Below are 18,056 nucleotides of genomic sequence, written 5' to 3' on the forward strand. Positions count from 1 at the left end.
ATGTACCAATCGACAGGAGCATCCTCATGGCTCGAATGACCGCGGCCCAGGCGGCGGTGGAGATCCTCAAGCGTGAGGGAACCACCCATGTCTTCGGCCTGCCCGGTGCGGCGATCAACCCCTTCTACTCCGCGATGCGCACCAATGGCGGCCTCACTCATGTCCTCGCCCGGCATGTGGAGGGGGCCTCGCACATGGCCGAGGGCTACACCCGTGCGAAGGCCGGGAACATCGGGGTCTGCGTGGGCACCAGCGGCCCCGCGGGCACCGACATGATCACCGGTCTGTACTCGGCCGCGGCGGACTCGATCCCGATCCTGTGCATCACCGGGCAGGCACCGGTGGCCAAGCTGCACAAGGAGGACTTCCAGGCCGTCGACATCGCCTCCATCGCGGCGCCGCTGACCAAGATGGCGATGACCGTGCTGGAGCCCGCACAGGTGCCCGGCGCGCTCCAGCAGGCGTTCCACCTCATGCGTTCCGGGCGGCCCGGTCCGGTGCTGATCGATCTGCCGATCGATGTCCAGATGGCGGAGATCGAGTTCGACCTGGAGACGTACCAGCCGCTTCCGGTCCACCGGCCGGCCGCCACCCGGGCCCAGATCGACAAGGCCCTCGAACTGCTCCAGGCCGCCGAACGCCCGCTGATCGTCGCCGGCGGCGGTGTCATCAACGCCGACGCGAGCGCGTTGCTGGTGGAGTTCGCCCAGCTCACCGGGGTGCCGGTGGTGCCCACGCTGATGGGCTGGGGCGCCATCCCCGACGACCACCCGCTCATGGCGGGCATGGTCGGTCTGCAGACCTCCCACCGCTACGGCAATGCCACCATGCTGGAGTCCGACTTCGTCCTCGGGATCGGCAACCGCTGGGCGAACCGCCACACCGGCGGCCTCGACACGTACACCCGGGGCCGTACCTTCGTCCACGTCGACATCGAACCCACCCAGATCGGCCGGGTCTTCCCGCCCGACTACGGCATCGTCTCCGACGCCGGGCCCGCGCTGGAGCTCTTCGTCGAGGCGGCGAGGGAGCTGAAGGCCGCAGGAGCACTCAGGGACCGCGGCGACTGGGCCGGAAGCTGCCGGCAGCGCAAGGCCACCCTGCTCCGCAGGACCCACTTCGACCAGGTGCCGGTCAAGCCGCAGCGGGTCTACGAGGAGATGAACAAGGCGTTCGGGCGCGACACGCGCTACGTCTCCACGATCGGCCTCTCCCAGATCCAGGCCGCGCAGATGCTCCATGTCTACCGCCCCCGGCACTGGATCAACGCCGGCCAGGCCGGGCCGCTGGGCTGGACCGTGCCCGCCGCCCTGGGTGTCGCGACCGCCGATCCGGACGCCACCGTCGTCGCCCTCTCCGGCGACTACGACTTCCAGTTCATGATCGAGGAACTCGCCGTCGGCGCCCAGTTCCAGATCCCCTACCTCCACGTCGTCGTCAACAACGCCTACCTCGGTCTGATCCGCCAAGCGCAGCGCGGCTTCGACATGGACTACTGCGTCCAGCTTTCCTTCGACAATGTCAACGCCCCCGAGGTGGGCGGCTACGGCGTCGACCACGTCAAGGTCGCCGAAGGGCTGGGCTGCAAGGCCGTCCGGGTCTTCGAGCCCGACCGCATCGCGCCCGCCCTCGAAGAGGCCAAGAAGCTCATGGCCGAGCACCGGGTGCCGGTGGTCGTCGAGGTCATCCTCGAACGCGTCACCAACGTGTCCATGGGAACCGAACTCGACAACGTCACGGAGTTCGAGGAAGTGGCCACCGGCCCCGACCACGCCCCGACGGCACTCCGCGTGGCCCTCGGCTGACCTTCGGGAACAGGAGAGAGAACATGAGCGACTTCACCCGGCTTCCCGACCTCACCGCACGCGCCCTCGGCGGCGGTGTCGTCGCGGCCAACGACGAGTTCTTCGCCGAGAAGGAAAACCTGCTGCGCCCCACGCCACCCGTGTTCCAGCCCCACACCTTCGGGCACAAGGGACAGCTCATGGACGGCTGGGAAACCCGGCGCCGCCGCCCCGAATACGAGGCGGGCGACCACGACTGGGCCGTCGTACGGCTCGGCGCGCCGGGCGTGATCCGCGGTGTCGTCGTCGACACGGCGCACTTCACCGGCAACTACCCGGAGTCGTGTTCGCTGGAGGCGTGTGCCGCCGAGGGCTATCCCACACCGGCCGAACTCGAAGAAGCCGCATGGGTTCCGATCGTTGCGCCGAGCCCCCTGAGCGGAGACACCCAACACCTCTTCGAGGTCGAGGCCGACCGGCGTTTCACACACGTCCGCCTCAACATCCACCCCGACGGCGGGGTGGCCCGGCTGCGTGTCCACGGCGAAGTGGTCCCGGACCCGCGGTTCGTCACCGGCTCCGCCTGGGACCTGGGCGCGGTGGAGAACGGCGGCCGCGTCATCGACGCCAGCGACCGTTTCTACTCCCCGCCCAACAACGTGCTGTCCCCGGGGCTGCCCCGGGTGATGGGCGACGGATGGGAAACCCGCCGGCGCCGCGGTGGCGGCAACGACTGGATGATCGTCGAACTCGCCGTGCGCGGACACCTCGCCCAAGCGGCCCTCGACACCTCGTACTTCATCGGAAACTCCCCGGGTTCGGCACGGCTGCGCGGCATCGACGCCGCGGTGGCGGACCCGGACGATCCCGGGGCCTGGTTCGATCTGCTGCCGCGCACCCGGCTGCAGCGGGACACCCGGCACCGCTTCCGTATCGACGCCTCCCGCCCGGTCAGCCACGTCAAGCTCGACATCTACCCCGACGGTGGCCTGGCGCGGCTCCGGCTGTTCGGCGAGCCCACCCCCGCCGGCCTCGCCACGCTCGGGCTGCGCTGGTTCGACCTGCTGCCCGCTGCTCACGCGGTTCAGGTCCTGATCACCGAGTGCGGTGCGGCACCGGAACGGGCGCGGGACATCGTCGACAGGCGCCCGCTGACCGATCCGGACGGACTGGCCAAAGCGCTGGAGGAGTGCGAGCCGTTCGTGGCCGACCGCGTACGCGACCTGGTGGCGACAGCACCCTGACCGCGCGGCGGACGAGGCCGGGCGGATCGGCGCCCGGCCCGGAAGGAGAGGAAAACGGGTGCGGGTACTGATCGCGGCGGACAAGTTCAAAGGGTCGCTGACCGCGGCTCAGGTGGCCGAACGGCTCACCGCGGGGCTCCGGCGGGCGGCTCCCCGGGCGTCGGTCGCGTCCGTACCGGTCGCCGACGGCGGTGACGGGACGGTGGACGCGGCGGCCGTGGCCGGGTTCGACCGACGCGAGATATGCGTGACCGGACCCGTGGGCAAGCCGGTGACCGCCGCCTACGCCCTGCGGAACGGCGCCGCGGTCGTCGAGATGGCCGAGGCGTCCGGGCTGCGGCACCTCCCGGCGGGCGTCTTCGCGCCGCTCACCGCCACGTCGTACGGCACCGGCGAAGTGCTGCGCGCCGCGCTGGACGCCGGGGCCCGTTCGATCGCCCTGGGCGTCGGCGGCAGTGCGACGACGGACGGCGGCGCGGGGATGCTGTCCGCGCTCGGCGCGCGGTTCCTGGAGGCGTCCGGCGCCTTGACCGGCCCCGGCGGGGCGGCGCTGGCCCGGCTCGCGAAGGCCGACCTGTCCGGGCTTGATGCCCGGCTCGCGGAGGTGGACCTGGTGCTGGCGAGCGATGTCGACAACCCGCTGCTCGGGCCCAAGGGCGCGGCCGCGGTCTACGGGCCCCAAAAGGGCGCCTCCCCACAGGAGGTGGACATCCTCGAGGACGCCCTGCGCCACTACGCGCGAACGTGCGGAGCACTCGGCACGGCCGCAGAACCCGGGGCCGGGGCGGCCGGCGGCCTCGGCTTCGGCGCCCTCACCGCACTGCGGGCGCGGTTTCGCCCTGGCGTGGAGGTGATGCTGGACCTGCTCGGTTTCGACGAGGCCCTGGCACAAGCGGACCTGGTGATCACCGGTGAGGGCTCCCTGGACACCCAGACCCTGCACGGCAAGGCACCGGCCGGCGTCGCCTCCCGGGCCCGCGCACGCGGCCTGCCCGTCATCGCCGTCTGCGGCCGGTTGTCCCTGGACCCGGCCTCCTTGCACGCCGTCGGCATCCACCGCGCCTACGCCCTGACCGAACTGGAGCCCGACATCCCCCGCTGCCTCGCACACGCGGGGCCCCTGCTGGAGCGGGTGGCGGCGCGCATAGCGAGAGACTTCCCGCCCGTCTGAAACCGGCGCGGCCACATCGTGGCTTGTCCGTGCCGGGCCGGGCCACCGACGAGGAGTACACGGTCGAGCGCACCGGAGGTTGTGTGGGCGTTCCCTGGCCCCGGGCGACACGGGTCCAGGTCCTGATCGCGGAGCGTGGCACGGGCCGTGGACCGAGTACAGAATGTGCCAGGGGGGAGAAAGAAGGTGCCCCCATGACCACGCACGCTCCCCATACCGGCCACTCCCACCAGCATGGAAGCGGCTGCGGCCACGTCGCGGTCCCGCACGACGATCACACCGACTACGTCCACGACGGCCACCTGCACCGGACACACGACGACCACGTCGACGAGTGCGAGCCCAGTGGCCACACCGTCCACGAAGGCCACGACCACCAGCACCGCGCCGACTGCGGACATGTCGCCGTACCGCACGGCAACCACGTGGACTACCTCCACGACGGCCACCGCCACGCCCAGCACGAGGGTCACTGGGACGACCACTGACACACCCCTGGCCGACGCCACGATCACACACTCACGACCCCGCGCCGGGGGTTCCACACGTACGACCGATCGGGGGCGGGAAACGCCAGTGCGGCGCTTCCCGCCCCCGGCCTGTTTCCCACGTCCACCTCAGGCGCCCACGCGAGCCGCCTACTCCACGATGCGCAGCAGATAGGTGTCCATGATCCATCCATGCCGGTCACGCGCCTGCGCCCGCACCTGCCGGATACGGTCGGACACCTCTCGCAGTGGCCCGGCGACCAGCAGCTCGTCGGGCGTGCCGAGGTAGGCGCCCCAGTAGATCCACACGTCGTCCCCCTCGACCTGGGTGAACGACTCGTGTGCGTCGAGCATCACCACGATGTCCCCGTCGTCGTTCTGGCCCACGTCGGAGAGCCGGCGGGCCGGGGTGATGTGCACCGGCCGCCCCACCTGGTTCAGGGGAATGCGGTGCCGCGCGGCGAGCGACGACACACTGCTGATGCCGGGAATGACCTCGACGCTCGCGGAGACGGAGCCGCGTGCCTCGATGTCGGCGAGGATCCCGAGAGTGCTGTCGTACAGCGACGGGTCGCCCCATACGAGGAACGCGCCGGTCTCGTCAGCCGTCATCTCCTCGCGCAGCAGGCGCTCGAACATGTCCGCGCGACGCGTGCGCCAGTCCTGGACGGCGGAGGTGTAGTCGCTCCGGCCCATCGGACGCCGGTCCCGGCTCGGGTCGTCCACCTCCACCACCCGGTAGGGCGCCCGCGCGTGCTCGTCCAGCATGCGGTGGCGAAGGTCCGTGAGTGCGGACTTGTCGTCTCCCTTGCCGACGATGAAGAACACGTCAGCGCGGCCCATCGCCTTCACCGCCCCGAGCGTCAGATGGTCGGGGTCCCCGGCTCCGATACCGATGACGAGAATCCGGCGTTGCTGCGTGGTCATGCGACGGCTCGCGATCAGTTGGTCGTACTCCTCGAGGGTCAGTGCGTGGCGGGCGCCACCGCCCGGCCCTCATCGGCCGTCGCGGGCTTGGGATTCAGCAACCGCTCGGCAAGCTCGCCGAACAGGAGACCGAAACCACCCCACAGGACGACCTGCATGGCCAGAGCGGACAACCGGAATCGCCACAACACGGTGGCGGGGAAGTCCCCCGGCACCTCGTTGACCACGGGAAGGAAGGCATACGCCAGCCCGATCACCACGGCGAAAGCGGCCACCGCGGCCACGGTCGCGTACCAGGTACCCAGCCTCGGGGCGAGCCGCTTGCCCACAATGGTGGCGCCCACCGCGAGGAGCACGCTGAGCAGCATCATCAGGAAGTACAGCGTCGTGCGCTTGCCGATGGTGTCGCCGTTGCCGACCGCGGGCGGATTGGCCGGGTACTTCAGGAACGGCACCACGTAGACCGCGAGCAGCGCGCAGCCGGACAGCAGCAGCGCGGTGGCCCGCGGGGTGAAGCGGCCGACGCGGCCCAGGGCGACGCAGTACGCGAGGGCGGCGATACCGCCGAAGGCGATCCCGTAGACCAGGACACCGGTGGCCAGCCCGGCCGTGGACTGCACACCACGCGAGACCAGCTCGACCTCGTGCTCATGCGCGGGGGCGTGGGCCCCCTCGAAACTGATCGCGCGGTCGACGCTCGGCTCACCGAGGAAGTAGGCGGCGACCAGGGCGAGCACGCCGGCCCCCAGACCGGCGAGCATGCCCCGGACGAGCAGATTTCTTACCATTGCGGAGTTCATGAGTGTGCGGCGTCCCTCGCGTCAGTGGCAGGGGAAGCCGAGCAGATGACGGGCGTCATGCACCCACTCATGGACGTTCTCACCGGAGACGACCGCGGTGGCGCCCTGCTCGGCGCCGACGAAATACAGCAGGACCAGCATCAGAATGCCGAAGAAAACCGCCCACGGAGCTATCGCCTTCAGCGGCAGCGTGGCAGGCAGTTCGGGCGTGGTGGCTGTGGGCTGCGCGACATGCTGCGCCATGGCCAGGGCCTCCTTAAGGGAGTTCGCGTCCCATCTCGGTGGAGCACAGGACGACGGCTACGGGTCTGACTCACGAGAGACCCCGTCCGGGACCTCTCGCTCACAGTGGCGCGACCGTGCCGGATTCCCACCGGCTTCCGTCTTACCGTCGTCGATATCGCACCGACCGTACCGCGTGTCGGGTTCATGGCCAAGACCAGCCACCTGGCGAGACGGTCAGGTGAGGGCGAGGAGGCTGACGGCGACGGCGGCCAGGTCGCCGCTGCGGGCAGCCAGCAGGGACAGCGGATTCGCCAGCGAGTCCAGCACTCCGGCCGTGGGCTTCGTCGAGCCGAGCCTGCGGTACATTTCCCCGGCCGCGGCCAGAGTGACAGCGGCGGGACCTGCCACAGGAGGTTCATGTCCGAGCGCGCGAAAGAATCCGTCATACGGGCCCCGGGTATACCGCATCTGCTGATGGTGGTGCTCTGCTGCTTCTCCGGATTCGCCCTGCTGCTGCCCGTCTCCCCGGCATGGGCCGTCAGCGGAGGCGCGGATGAGTTCGGTGCCGGACTCGTCACCGCCGTTCTGATGGCCGCCACCGTCCTGGCCCAGTTGTGCGTCAAAACGGCGCTTCGCGTACTCGGATGGACCCGCATCCTCGTCCTCGGTGCCCTCCTGCTCGGCCTGCCCGCCCTGCTGCAAGCCCTCAGCGACCACCTGTTGCCCATCCTGCTGACCACAGCCCTCCGCGGAGCGGGCTTCGGCATCGTCACCGTCTGTGGATCCACCGCCGCGACCGCACTGGCCCCACGCGGACGCCAGGGAGCGGCCATCGGCCTCTACGGCTTCGCGGTCGCGCTCCCCCAAGTCGCCCTCACCCCGGCGGCGCCCTGGCTGGTGGACACGTTCGCCCTCCCCGCGATCATCGCGTGCGGCGCCCTCCCCGTCCTGGCACTACCCTGGACACGAGCCCTCGGCCGCGTCGTCGAGGCCCGCATCGGCAGCCCCGCGCCACAGGACAGCCACCCGCGGCACCCCGCCCCCACGGCCACGGTGCTCCGGCGCATCCTGCTCCCGCTCACCGTGCTGCTCCTGGTCACGGCCGCGGGGGGTGCGGTCCTCACCTTCGCCCCGCAGTTCACCACCACCCCGACACTGGCCGTCACGGCCCTTCTCACCCTCACTGCCACCGCCGCGGTGTCCCGTTGGGGCTGCGGAGTGCTGGCCGACCGGATCGCTCTGCGGCCGATCAGCGGCGTCCTCGTCTCGGCCGCGTGTGCGGGCCTGGCGCTGATCGCCCTGGCCGTGGGATCGGAGAGCGTCCCCGTCCTCGTCCTGCCGGCCGGACTGGTCGTGCTGGGAGCGGCGTACGGAGGGCTGCAGAGCCTCACGCTGGTGCAGGCGTTCAGCTACGCGGGCGCGGAGAACCGGCATACGACTTCAGTCGCGTGGAACATCGGCTACGACGCGGGCACCGGGCTCGGATCCCTCATGCTGGGCCTGGCAGCCCAAGCGGCCACCTTCGCCACCGGCTTCACCACGATGTCCGCGGTGATGGCGGTCGCGGCCCTCACGGTTCTCCTCACCGGTCGCAGGCCGGTCACCGGCGGCTCGGCAAGCAGCCGCCGACGTACGCAGAGCCGAAAGCGCCGCTCGCTCACCGACCGGTAGAAGCTACTCCCACGCGGCACGGAACCGCACCGTATTGTCGACCACGGTCACCCGCAACGTGGCGCGGACGAGAGCGGAAGTCACGGAAGGTAGCCCGCACCATGCATCTGAACGCAGCCTCCTCCCTTCTGCCGGTCAACACCACACTGGCCGTACTGCTCGTCGTCCTCCTCCTGGCCGCGATCGCGGCTGTTGCCCTCTTCCATCTGTCGCCGGACGTACACACGCACCGGGCCCGGCAGGTTCTGCTGGCCGGTGTGCGTGCCGCGCTCCAGTTGGCCGCCGTCTCCGCGGTCATCACGAAGGTGGTGGGCTCGGGCCTCGCGACGGTGGCTTTCTTGATCTTGATGCTGGGCGTGGCGGTGTGGACCGCCGGGCGGCGCCTGACACCGGACCGGTCGTGGTGGCTGGCACTGTGGCCCATCGCGCTGAGCGTGCTGCCGGTCGTGAGCCTGCTGCTGCTGACCGGCCTGGTGCCCCTGAAGGGCATCGTGCTGATTCCGGTGACCGGGATCTTCATCGGTGGAGCACTGACCGCGACCGTGCTGTCGGGACGGCGGGCGCTGGACGAACTCGGCCTGCGGCACGGTGAGTACGAGGCGGGCCTGGCCCTGGGGCTGTCGGACCGGGACGCACGGATGGAGATCGCCCGCCCGGCCGCGTCGGACGCCCTGCTGCCCGGTCTCGACCAGACGCGCACCGTTGGACTGGTGACACTCCCGGGCGCCTTTGTCGGCATGCTGCTGGGCGGCGCCAGCCCCACCGCCGCGGGAGCGGTCCAACTGTTCGTCCTCGTCGCCCTGATGGCGATCCAGGCGGTGGCCGTTGCCTGCACCGTCGAACTCGTCGCCCGCGGCCACCTCCACCGCCCCAAGGACGGTCGAAGGTGAGGGGCATGCCCCCGCGGGCACCGCGGGCATGAAGGGCAGACCGCGCGCACGGGCGTCCGGGACGACGAGGGCCGACTACACCTCCTCGGTGGCGAACAGCTCGAGGTGCCCGCACTCAGGACAGCGGAACGCCACTATCTGCCGCCGGGGGCGGCCCGTCCGCTTGGCGCCCCCGAAAAATCCCCGCTCCATCGCGCCCTCGATCCAGCGCGCGTATCCGCGCGAGTGCTCACCGGCGTCCTCGATGAAACCTTCCGCCAGACCGACGTTGCCGCAATGGGTGCACGTGTAGTTGTTCATTCCGCGAGTGTAGGAAACGGCGCGGCCAGGCCAAACCAGTGGCCATCCTCTCCTCCCGTCCGACCGTCATCACGCCCCAGCCGCTGATCCTTGCGGTGCCGGTCGCGTAATTCGTTACCGTGTACGCATTCACACCGCTGCCACTGACCGCTGGAATGCCACGGACCGCCCGAAAGGTTGCCAATCGGATTGAAAGGCGATAAAAGCACCATAGCCGCGAGCCGCGAGCCGCGAGCCGCGAGCCGCGAGCCGCGAGCCGCGAGCCGCGAGCCGCGAGCCGCGAGCCGCGAGCCGCGAGCCGCGAGCCGCGAGCCGCGAGCCGCGAGCCGCGAGCCGCGAGCCGCGAGCCGCGAGCCGCGAGCCGGTTGGAGGCGCCGGTTTGTTAGAGGCGGCCGCCTTGTTCGGTAGCCAGCCGCTTCGCGTGCCCGTGGGGCATGACGCCCACCGTTGGAGCACCTTCCGCGGCCAGCGCACCCTGGTCGTCGCCGCCCGTACGGTCACCTCGACCGTACGCGCCCTCGAAACGCTCCCATCGCTTCTGCGCGATGACAGCCGTGTGACCGTCGTCTTCGCCTACGACCCCACGTCCGCCTTCAACGCCGGCGTCCTCGACCTCCTCCGTGACACCGGGTGTCGGGTCATGCCCTGGGAGCAGCTCGGGCACACCGCCCCTGACCTCATCCTCTCCGCCAGCGAGAACATCGACGTACCGGAAGGCGACTGCCCGGTGCTCGTGCTGCCGCACGGCGTCGGATTCCAGAAGCTCGTGCCGGACTCACGGAGTCCGCACGACAGGCTCTCAGGGGTCGTGAAGGACTCCCTGTTGGAGACGGGTCGTGCCTGGCTGGCGGTGTCACATCCGGCGCAGGAGGAGCAGTTGCTCGCCGCCCACCCGAAGGCGGCCGGGCGCACGCTGCTGGTCGGCGACCCATGCTTCGACGAGCTGGTCGGCAGCCGGCCGCACAGGGAGACATACCGAGGGGCGATGGGTGTCGCGGAACACCAGCGTCTCGTCATGGTCAGCTCCACCTGGGGCCCCACCTCGCTCCTGGCGAGTCACCCGGAGCTTCTGCCGCGCCTCCTCGCGCAGCTCCCCTGCGACGAATACCGGGTCGGCGCGATCGTCCACCCCAATGTCTGGTCGGCACATGGGGCGTGGCAGATGCGTACGCTGCAGGCCGCCGCCTTGGACGCGGGACTGCTGCTGATGCCGACCGTCCACGCGTGGCGGCCCGCGCTCGTCGCGGCGGACGTCCTCATCGGAGACCACGGCTCGGTCACACTGTACGGAGCGTCAGCCGGAACGCCGCTGCTACTGGCCGCGTTCGGCCGTGACGCGGTGCCCGGAACGGCTGTCCACCGCTTGGCAGCCGTCGCGCCCCGGCTGGACGCGCACAAGGATCTGCGCCGACAGGTGGAGGACGTCGCTCGCGAGCACGCGCCGCAGCGTTACGCGGCGGTCGCCGAGCATGCCTTCGCCGAATCCGGCCACGCCCTCGCCCGGCTCCGCACCGCTGTCTATCACCTGCTGAAGCTCCCGGAGCCGCCTTCACCGCCACCGTCCCCGCTCGCGCTTCCCGTTCCGGAACCGCCCGCCTCGCCGGTCACTTCATGGCAGGTGTCCACCGGCGTCACCGGGGACGGCGAAGAGCCGACCGTCACCGTGTGCCGCTTTCCGGCAGCCGTCTCGGCTTACGACGCGGCCCTCCCCCGTTCCCCCGTCTCCTTCACCCATCTGGCGTGCACCGACGACGTGCGCGACCACCGGCTGGCCGAAAGCGCCTCCGTACTCATCCGGCGCCACCCCGCGTCCACCGCGGTCGGGGCCCTGCGCTGGATCGAGGACACCCTCGCCCGGCTGCCCGGAAGCCTGCTCGCGGCATCGGCCGTGCGCGGGAACTGCTGTCTGGTCGGGCTCAGGGACGGCCGGACCGTGGAGGTGACGGCCACGGGACCGGCGATGGATCCGGGCCTGCCCGCCGCGGTCGTCTACGCGTGTCTGCGTGCCGGGCTCCGGTTGAACGACACACTGGTGACGCTGCGGATCGGTGACCTGCGGGACGAGGACGTCATCCTCCGCCTGCGTCCCGCCCGGCCGACCGGGTAGCGGCTCTGCGGTGGCCGCTGTGAACTGGCCCCTGTGAAGTGGCCGCTCCGAGGTGGCCGCTCCGCAACAGACCGCTCCGCGCGTTCCCATGCGCGTGTCAGTGGTCGAGGGCCTCCAACCGCCTGCGCAGCGTCTCCGCCCGAGGGTTGCCGGTCGCCTCGTAGATCTCGATGGCACGCCGCAGATTCCCGCGCACCAGGTCCTCGCGCCCGCCCGCGCGTTCCGCCACGTCGGCGAGGTGTTCCCGGGCCTCCGCCGCGTAGTGTGTCGCTCCCACATCCTCGCCCAGCACCCTGATGGCTTCGCGCAGTTCACGGATCGCCTCCTCGGTCTCACCGAGGTGGCCGTGTACGACGCCGATGGCCGCGCTCGCCCGCGCCGCCATCCGCCGGTCGGGCTCCTCCCGGGCCGTGAAGTCCGCCCGGGCCCGGAGCAGCGTGGCCATGGCCTCCGCGTGATCGCCCCGCGCGTCCTGCGCGCGCCCGAGGAAGAAGGCGGCGATCGCCGCGCCTCGGGCTTCTCCGACACGCTCGTTGAGTTCGAGGGAGAGCTGGTACGTCTCGACGGATCGGGACGGCTCGTGGAGATCCCGGTACCGCCCGAGGAACTCCAGCGCGGAGGCGCGTACGACGAGGTCGCCGGCCGCCTCGGCGAGGGCGGCGGCCCGCTCCAGTTCGGCTCCCGCGCGATCGTTCTCACCGAGGTCGAGCAACGGGCGCGACAGCAGGCTGCGCAATCGTGCCTCGGCCGCCGTGGCCAGCTCGATCTCCTCCGCCGTACGCGCCGCTGTCGCTGCCGCCGCGGCCGCCTCCACGCCCAGCTCCAGCGACTCCTTCCAGGCCCCGAGGTAGCGGCGGTGCAGGAACAGCGCCGTGAACGCCTCTGCCAGCGGCCAGGCCAAGGTGTGCAGCCGGTGCCCGACAGCCGTGCGCAGTACCGCCAGGATGGCGGGACGCTCGGTGTCCATCCACTCCAGCGGGGAAGGCCCGTCGGCGACGGCGAACGGGTTGTCGGCGTCCCGGAGCAGCGCGGACAGTCTGGCGACCCGCAGCCGGTCCTCGCGCATCGCCCGGTCGGCGAAGGCGGTGAGGACGAGATAGTGCGTGCCCACCCGCTCGGTGAGCGCCGCGTGCTCGCTCTCCGGCTCCTCCTCCGCCGCGCGCTCTCGTGCGTGCAGACGGACCAGATCGTGCATGCGGTAACGGCCGTCACCCATGAGGTCGACCAGGCTCGCCTTCGCCAGGACACCCAGCAGCCGCTTCGCGCTCCGCGTGTCGATATCCGCGGCGACCGCCGCCACACCGGCGTCGAAGGTACCGGTCGGAAGCCACCCGAGCAGCCGGTACAGCCGGGCCGCGGCGGGCGCCAGCAGCCGATAGGAAGGCCCCAGAACAGCGGACACCGAGAACTCCTCTCCCTCCAGTGCCATCCCCGCAAGCCTTACGGCCTCATCGTCGAGTTCGGCCGCCAGTTCGGTCATGGTGAGGGAGTCATCGGCCAGGAGACGGGCCGCTACGATCTGCAGGGCCACCGGCAGCCCGTCACACAGCACCACCAGACGTTTCGCGGCCTCCGCTTCGGCCTCGACCGCCCCCGCGCCGCACCGGTCCTTCAGCAGTTCCAGCCCGCCATGCGCGTCCAGGGGTTTGACGGAGATCAACCGCGCCCCGTTCATGGCCAGCTCACCGAGCCTGCCTCGGCTCGTCACCAGAACCGCGCTGCCCGCCCCCTTGGGGATCAGGGCACGGACCTGTGCGGGCTGATTCACGTCGTCAAGGACGAGCAGGATACGCAGATTGGCCGAGCGCGACCGGAACAGGTTGGTCCGCTCCGCCAGTGAACTCGGAATGCCGTCGCCGCTCCCCGGCAGCGACCGCAGACACATGGCAAGAGCCTCCGAGACGTCCGCACCAGCCGCGCTCGCCGCCCCGGACTGATCACGCAGGGCGGCGAAATCCACATAGAGCTGCCCGTCCGGGAAGCGTCCCCGGGTTCTGTCCGCCCACCGCCACGCCATGGTCGTCTTGCCCACTCCAGGGAGTCCGTCCAGCACTCCGACACCAACGGATCCGTGGTCACCGGCTCTCGTCCCGAGGGCTTCGTCCAGGCGCGCGAGTTCGGCCGTCCGATTGCTGAATGGCACGGTCACGACCGGTACTTGATCGGGCCTGTTCCGCTCGGCCAATGGCGCCGGCCGGACATTGAAGGTGATGCCACCGTGAATGTGCGACCCCTGAAAGGCCGGACCGTAGTTCACCCCTCCGCTGACCAGACTGACGAAAGTGCGCGACGCGTCCGGAGCGAGCTCGGACAGCAGCTGTGCCAGTTCTTCCGCGGCAGCGGGGTCCTCCTGGAAAATGTCTTCCAGTCGCTGTCGCCACCGGGCCTGGATGTCGGCTTGGGCGCCCGCGTCTCCCGCTGCCCGCGCGCCGTCCAACTCCGCGCTGGACGCCTGCAGTTCGTCCTCGGCCGCCTGCCCTGCAGCGCGTCGTCCGAAGAAGCGGGCCAGCCCGCCCTTCGCCCGTTCCCACGACTCCGAGACCATCAGCCCGACCAGCGTTGTCGCCCCTGACGCGGCGAGCGCCGCCAACTCCGCTTCCACACAGCCCCCTTCGCTTTCCGGCCCCACAGGGCAGTCGGACCCACCGTAGAGAGATCTTGGGCGCTTGGACAGCCGGCTCGCTGCGTACCCCCGCAGGACACCGTCGAACAGGAAACGGCCGAGGGGGCGGGGACTGCAGGACGGGGTGGGGTGGGGTGGGGTGGGGTCAGTCTTCGGGGAACATCCAGCGATGGAAGACCGTCTCGCGGGAACCGTCCGGACGATGCGCCGAGCTCACTGGAACAGCGAGTCGATCGGCTCGTCGCCCTCGGCCACCCACAGACGCACGCCGAGCGCGAGCCCGGAGAAGCGGCCCTCCCGGGTGAACGTCACCTCGGCGCGGTCGACGCCCTCCGGCCGCGGCTCGCCGTTGAACTCCAGCGGCTCCACCTCGACGGCGCCGGCATCGACCGGGCCGAGCCGTTCCTCGGTGGCCTGGACGGCCCGGGTCCAGAGGTCTTCGCTGGTGACGTCGAGGTTGACGAACATCGCCGTACCGGGCAGGGCGGCGGCGAGCTGGGCGCCCTCATCCGCCCGAAGGGCGGCGACGACGACGTTGGCGCCCTCATACGCGAAGGCATGGGCCATGGCGGTACCGAGACTTCCGGTGGCTCCGGTGATCAAGACGGTCTTGCTGGTGAAGCGCTGCACGGGAATGTCCTCGGGTTCAAGCGCGGGTGGCCGTGGCCGTGTAATCGTCGGCGTCCGTCGAGTGGGCCAACTCCTTGGCGGCTTCCAGCGACTCGAGGCGCTGGCGCATCGCGGTGGTGGCCAGGTGGTACGCGTCGGAGCCGAGGGTGAGGCGCTTGACGGCTTCCGGCCGGTCGGCCGAGGCGATGATCGCCTCGGCCATCTTCGTGGGGTCGCCGGGCGCCGGCATGGCCGGTGCCCGGCCGGTGAGCATGGCACGCAGCTGACCGGACGGGCCGTCGGCGTAGACATACAGCGGCGGGCCCAGGACGGCGCTCGCGCCACCGAACTGGGTGCGGGCGACGCCCGGTTCCACGAGGGTGACATCGATTCCGAAGGGGGTGAGCTCCGCGGCGGCGGACTCCCAGAAGCCTCCGATCGCCCACTTGGTGGCGTGGTAATAGCTCATGGCGGGAAAGGCGACCTGCCCGCCGACGCCGGCGATCTGGATGATCCGCCCGCCGTCGGCAAAGCGCTGGTCAGCCTCGCCGACGCCGTGCCCTTCACACCGGACGACCTCCCCGGCTACGCCGGCGCACTGTTCGACCTCCACCAACAGCGCCCCGACGTGCTGAGGCTCACCGCATGGGCCCTCCTGGAGCGCCCCGAGCCGATCCCGGTCGAGGTCGACGCGTACCGCACCAAGCTGCAGGCGATCTCCGCCGCGCAGGCCCGCGGGAAGGTCGGCACACACATCGAGCCCGTAGACCTCATGGCCGCTCTGCTGGGGCTGGTCACCGCGTGGGCCAACGCGTCCCCTGCCCTGAAGTCGCTCGCCCCGCGGACACCGGCCTCCGACCGGCGGCAGACCTTCCGGACTGCCATGATGACGGCCGTACGCGCCGTCTCCGCCCCCTGAGCGTCGATGCGCACCCGAGCGTGCCCGGAGGCGCTGGGTGATGACGGCGCCGGGAGGGCGAATGTGCGGCCCCAGACCTGTGATCCGGAGGACTGAGATGATCGCGTCCTGGTACGACGAGCAAGGCCCCGCCGCCGAGGTGCTGCAGGTCGGCGAACTGCCTGACCCCACTCCCGGCCCCGGCGAGGTCCGGGTGCGCGTCTCGGTCTCGGGCGTCAACCCCGGCGAGACCAAGAAGCGGCGCGGCTGGCTCGGCTCGGCGATGCCGTATCCGCGGGTGATCCCGCACAGCGACGCGGCCGGAGTGGTCGACGCCGTCGGCGAAGGCGTCGGCGCACGCCTCGTCGGCCGACGGGTATGGGTGTACGGAGCCCAGTCCTACCGCCCCTTCGGCACCGCCGCGCAGTACACCGTCGTCCCCGCCTCCCAGGCCGTTCCCCTGCCCGACCAGCTCTCCGACGACCTCGGCGCGAGCCTGGGCATCCCTGGCATCACCGCGCACCGCACCGTCTTCGCCGACGGCCCCGTCGACGGCAGGGTGGTACTGGTGCAGGGTGTTCTCGGCGCGGTCGGTTCGCTGGCCGCACAGCTCGCGCACTGGGCCGGGGCCACCGTCATCGGCACCGTACGGCGCAGCACCGACCTGGAGCTTGCCGACCCGACGGCGGTCGCACACGTCGTCGCCCTCGATGCCGCCGACCCGGCCGCCGAGATCCGCGCGTACGCACCCGATGGCGTCGACCGGGTCATCGAGGTCTCCCTGTCCGACAACGCCGACGTGAACTGCGCCGTGGTACGGAACAACGCGGTCATCGCCGCGTACGCCACCCGCGTCGACCGCACCGAAATCCCCTTCTGGCCCCTGCTGTTCAACAACGTCACCCTGCGCATGTTCGGCGGCGACGACTTCCCCGCCGAGGCCAAGCGGCAGGCCGCCCGCGACCTCACCGCCGCGGCCGCCGCCGGATCCCTCACCGTCGTGACCGGCGCCCGCTACCCGCTGAGCGACATCGCCAACGCCCACGACCGCGTCGATGCCGGGCTCCACGGCCGCGTGCTCGTCGACATCCCACACCCGTAGGCGGACCCACGGCAGCCGACGGGAATCTGGGTTGGGCGGTCGTGGGCGACGTCCACACCGGCGAAGGCCCGGTGGGGCATGTTCGACGACGCTCATATGCCACCCGCCCAGACCTCTACGCCGCGCAGAAGTCGACAAGCGCGCGGGCGATCCGGCCGGGCGCGTGCTCCGTGGGGATGTGGTCCGCGTCCGGGATACGTATGAGCGCCGTGTGCGGGATCTCCGAGGCGAACCGCTCGTCGGCCTGCGTTGCCACCAGGGATCTGGCTACGTGAGAGGGTCATCACCGATCTGCTCGATCAGGTGCGCGAGGAAGGCCCGCACCGCCGCGGGCAACGCGCGCCGCGCCATCGACTGGATCTGCATGCTCCGGCGGCTCAGCTCCGGGTTGCGGATGGGAACGATCGCCAGGCGGTCGGCACCGAGCCGCCGCCGCACCGTCAGCGGACCGACCAGGGTGACCCCACCGCGTAGCTGCGCGAAACTCTGCAGCGCACCCGAGTAGTTGCTGACGAGCGCGGGCTCGAAACTCAGCCCTTCCAGGGCGACGCAGACATCGAAGAGCCGCCGGATCGTGGTCCCCTCGTCCATCAGCGCGAGCGGGTACTCCACCAGGTCCGCGAGCTCGACGTACTCCCGGTACGCCAGCGGATGATCGTCGGGCATCAGCGCGTAGATTGACTGCTGCCGCGAATACTCGACCTTGATTCCCCCTTCCGGTCCGAGGCTATAAGTGACGGCCAGGTCCACCGTGCCGTCTATCACCTGCCGCGTCGCCGCCGCCGGCCCGGTGACATTCAGCCGGAACCGAACCCCCGGATGCTTTTCCCGAAATGCGGTGATAGCCGTCGGCAGGAAATCGCGCGCGAAACCCTCGGAGCTGGCGAGTTTGACGGTACTGCGGTGCAGGGCCTCGACGCCGTGCACGTCGGCGAGCACCTGCTCGGCCTCGAGCGCGCTGCGCCGGGCGTAGGCGGTGAGGATCTCGCCCGCCTCCGACAGCACCATCCCCCGCGGCTGGCGCTCGAACAGCGGCGCCCCGACGTCCTGCTCCAGCTTCGCGATCTGCCGGCTGATCGCCGACGTGGCCACGTGCAGGTGCTCCGAGGCCTCGCTGATCGAACCGGTGCGCGCGACCTCGAGGAAGTAGCGCAGCGACGTGGGCAGGAGATGCATTCCGAGAATGTACTGCAGCGCGATGCGCGCCCACCGAGAGT

Annotated in this window: 18 protein-coding genes, 1 pseudogene and 1 riboswitch; of the genes and pseudogenes, 9 read left to right on the forward strand and 10 right to left on the reverse strand. The window is 70.8% G+C overall.

Annotation, left to right across the window (positions count from 1 at the left end; genetic code table 11):
• Nucleotides 1-26 precede the first annotated feature (26 nt).
• The 4 genes from gcl to CGL27_RS08375 all read left to right on the forward strand — a co-directional run bounded on the left by gcl (nt 27) and on the right by CGL27_RS08375 (nt 4,687).
• Nucleotides 27-1,805, forward strand: a complete 1,779-nt coding sequence (gene gcl, locus CGL27_RS08360; protein ID WP_119985663.1) for a glyoxylate carboligase — start codon at nt 27-29, stop codon at nt 1,803-1,805.
• A 23-nt stretch (nt 1,806-1,828) separates the two neighbouring features.
• Nucleotides 1,829-3,028 (forward strand): allantoicase, encoded by a 1,200-nt coding sequence (alc, locus tag CGL27_RS08365; protein WP_119985665.1) that lies wholly within the window; start codon nt 1,829-1,831, stop codon nt 3,026-3,028.
• Between the two features lie 58 nt (nt 3,029-3,086).
• A complete protein-coding gene (locus tag CGL27_RS08370; RefSeq protein WP_119985667.1) occupies nt 3,087-4,199 on the forward strand; it encodes a glycerate kinase in 1,113 nt (370 codons plus the stop codon).
• A 194-nt stretch (nt 4,200-4,393) separates the two neighbouring features.
• Complete coding sequence (locus CGL27_RS08375) at nt 4,394-4,687, forward strand: hypothetical protein (protein WP_078644998.1); 294 nt, start codon at nt 4,394-4,396, stop codon at nt 4,685-4,687.
• Between the two features lie 150 nt (nt 4,688-4,837).
• Here CGL27_RS08375 and cobF read toward each other — a convergent pair whose 3' ends face one another.
• From cobF to CGL27_RS08395, 4 genes and pseudogenes are all read right to left on the reverse strand, one after another.
• On the reverse strand, nt 4,838-5,614 hold the full coding sequence (gene cobF, locus CGL27_RS08380) for a precorrin-6A synthase (deacetylating) (protein ID WP_119985669.1): 777 nt from the start codon (nt 5,612-5,614) through the stop codon (nt 4,838-4,840).
• Between the two features lie 38 nt (nt 5,615-5,652).
• A complete protein-coding gene (locus CGL27_RS08385; RefSeq protein WP_119985670.1) occupies nt 5,653-6,414 on the reverse strand; it encodes a CbtA family protein in 762 nt (253 codons plus the stop codon).
• A 21-nt stretch (nt 6,415-6,435) separates the two neighbouring features.
• Nucleotides 6,436-6,657, reverse strand: coding sequence for a CbtB-domain containing protein (locus tag CGL27_RS08390; protein WP_014058848.1), 222 nt, complete (start codon nt 6,655-6,657; stop codon nt 6,436-6,438).
• 37 nt (nt 6,658-6,694) lie between these two features.
• Nucleotides 6,695-6,839, reverse strand: a riboswitch (cobalamin riboswitch).
• A 70-nt stretch (nt 6,840-6,909) separates the two neighbouring features.
• A pseudogene (locus tag CGL27_RS08395) lies at nt 6,910-7,032 on the reverse strand (EamA family transporter); the annotation flags it as partial.
• A gap of 24 nt (nt 7,033-7,056) precedes the next feature.
• On the opposite strand from CGL27_RS08395, the gene CGL27_RS08400 reads away from it, so the two are divergent.
• Together CGL27_RS08400 and CGL27_RS08405 are read left to right on the forward strand one after the other, a co-directional pair.
• On the forward strand, nt 7,057-8,310 hold the full coding sequence (locus CGL27_RS08400) for an MFS transporter (RefSeq protein WP_119985672.1): 1,254 nt from the start codon (nt 7,057-7,059) through the stop codon (nt 8,308-8,310).
• Between the two features lie 101 nt (nt 8,311-8,411).
• The gene (locus CGL27_RS08405; protein WP_078644993.1) at nt 8,412-9,200 is read left to right on the forward strand and encodes an ABC transporter permease; all 789 of its coding nucleotides are present in this window, start codon (nt 8,412-8,414) and stop codon (nt 9,198-9,200) included.
• A gap of 75 nt (nt 9,201-9,275) precedes the next feature.
• On the opposite strand, the gene CGL27_RS08410 is transcribed toward CGL27_RS08405, so the two are convergent.
• Nucleotides 9,276-9,500, reverse strand: a complete 225-nt coding sequence (locus CGL27_RS08410; RefSeq protein ID WP_119985674.1) for a hypothetical protein — start codon at nt 9,498-9,500, stop codon at nt 9,276-9,278.
• A 421-nt stretch (nt 9,501-9,921) separates the two neighbouring features.
• Between CGL27_RS08410 and CGL27_RS08415 the strand changes: the two genes are divergently transcribed.
• Complete coding sequence (locus tag CGL27_RS08415) at nt 9,922-11,607, forward strand: hypothetical protein (protein ID WP_119985676.1); 1,686 nt, start codon at nt 9,922-9,924, stop codon at nt 11,605-11,607.
• Nucleotides 11,608-11,704: 97 nt separating this feature from the next.
• Here CGL27_RS08415 and CGL27_RS08420 read toward each other — a convergent pair whose 3' ends face one another.
• From CGL27_RS08420 to CGL27_RS51635, 3 genes are all read right to left on the reverse strand, one after another.
• Nucleotides 11,705-14,209 carry an NB-ARC domain-containing protein gene (locus CGL27_RS08420; protein WP_240450399.1) on the reverse strand — a complete coding sequence of 835 codons (2,505 nt, stop codon included), beginning with the start codon at nt 14,207-14,209 and terminating at the stop codon, nt 11,705-11,707.
• Between the two features lie 234 nt (nt 14,210-14,443).
• Entirely contained in the window at nt 14,444-14,860 is a 417-nt protein-coding gene (locus CGL27_RS51630; RefSeq protein ID WP_119985678.1) for an SDR family NAD(P)-dependent oxidoreductase, read from the reverse strand.
• A 16-nt stretch (nt 14,861-14,876) separates the two neighbouring features.
• The gene (locus CGL27_RS51635) at nt 14,877-15,353 is read right to left on the reverse strand and encodes an SDR family NAD(P)-dependent oxidoreductase (protein WP_240450955.1); all 477 of its coding nucleotides are present in this window, start codon (nt 15,351-15,353) and stop codon (nt 14,877-14,879) included.
• Here CGL27_RS51635 and CGL27_RS49885 point away from each other — a divergent pair.
• Both CGL27_RS49885 and CGL27_RS08435 read left to right on the forward strand, forming a co-directional pair.
• Complete coding sequence (locus CGL27_RS49885) at nt 15,294-15,758, forward strand: hypothetical protein (RefSeq protein WP_240450400.1); 465 nt, start codon at nt 15,294-15,296, stop codon at nt 15,756-15,758. The genes CGL27_RS51635 and CGL27_RS49885 overlap by 60 nt on opposite strands.
• 97 nt (nt 15,759-15,855) lie before the next feature.
• Entirely contained in the window at nt 15,856-16,839 is a 984-nt protein-coding gene (locus CGL27_RS08435) for an NADPH:quinone reductase (protein WP_078644986.1), read from the forward strand.
• Nucleotides 16,840-16,954: 115 nt separating this feature from the next.
• Here the strand turns inward: CGL27_RS08435 and CGL27_RS08440 are convergent, their stop codons facing one another.
• Both CGL27_RS08440 and CGL27_RS08445 read right to left on the reverse strand, forming a co-directional pair.
• Nucleotides 16,955-17,095 (reverse strand): hypothetical protein, encoded by a 141-nt coding sequence (locus tag CGL27_RS08440; protein ID WP_205587644.1) that lies wholly within the window; start codon nt 17,093-17,095, stop codon nt 16,955-16,957.
• An 11-nt stretch (nt 17,096-17,106) separates the two neighbouring features.
• On the reverse strand, nt 17,107-18,015 hold the full coding sequence (locus CGL27_RS08445) for a LysR substrate-binding domain-containing protein (protein ID WP_119985680.1): 909 nt from the start codon (nt 18,013-18,015) through the stop codon (nt 17,107-17,109).
• Between the last annotated feature and the right edge of the window lie 41 nt (nt 18,016-18,056).

This window comes from Streptomyces sp. 11-1-2 (assembly GCF_003595545.1).
In the GTDB taxonomy this organism is placed as follows: domain Bacteria; phylum Actinomycetota; class Actinomycetes; order Streptomycetales; family Streptomycetaceae; genus Streptomyces; species Streptomyces hygroscopicus_B.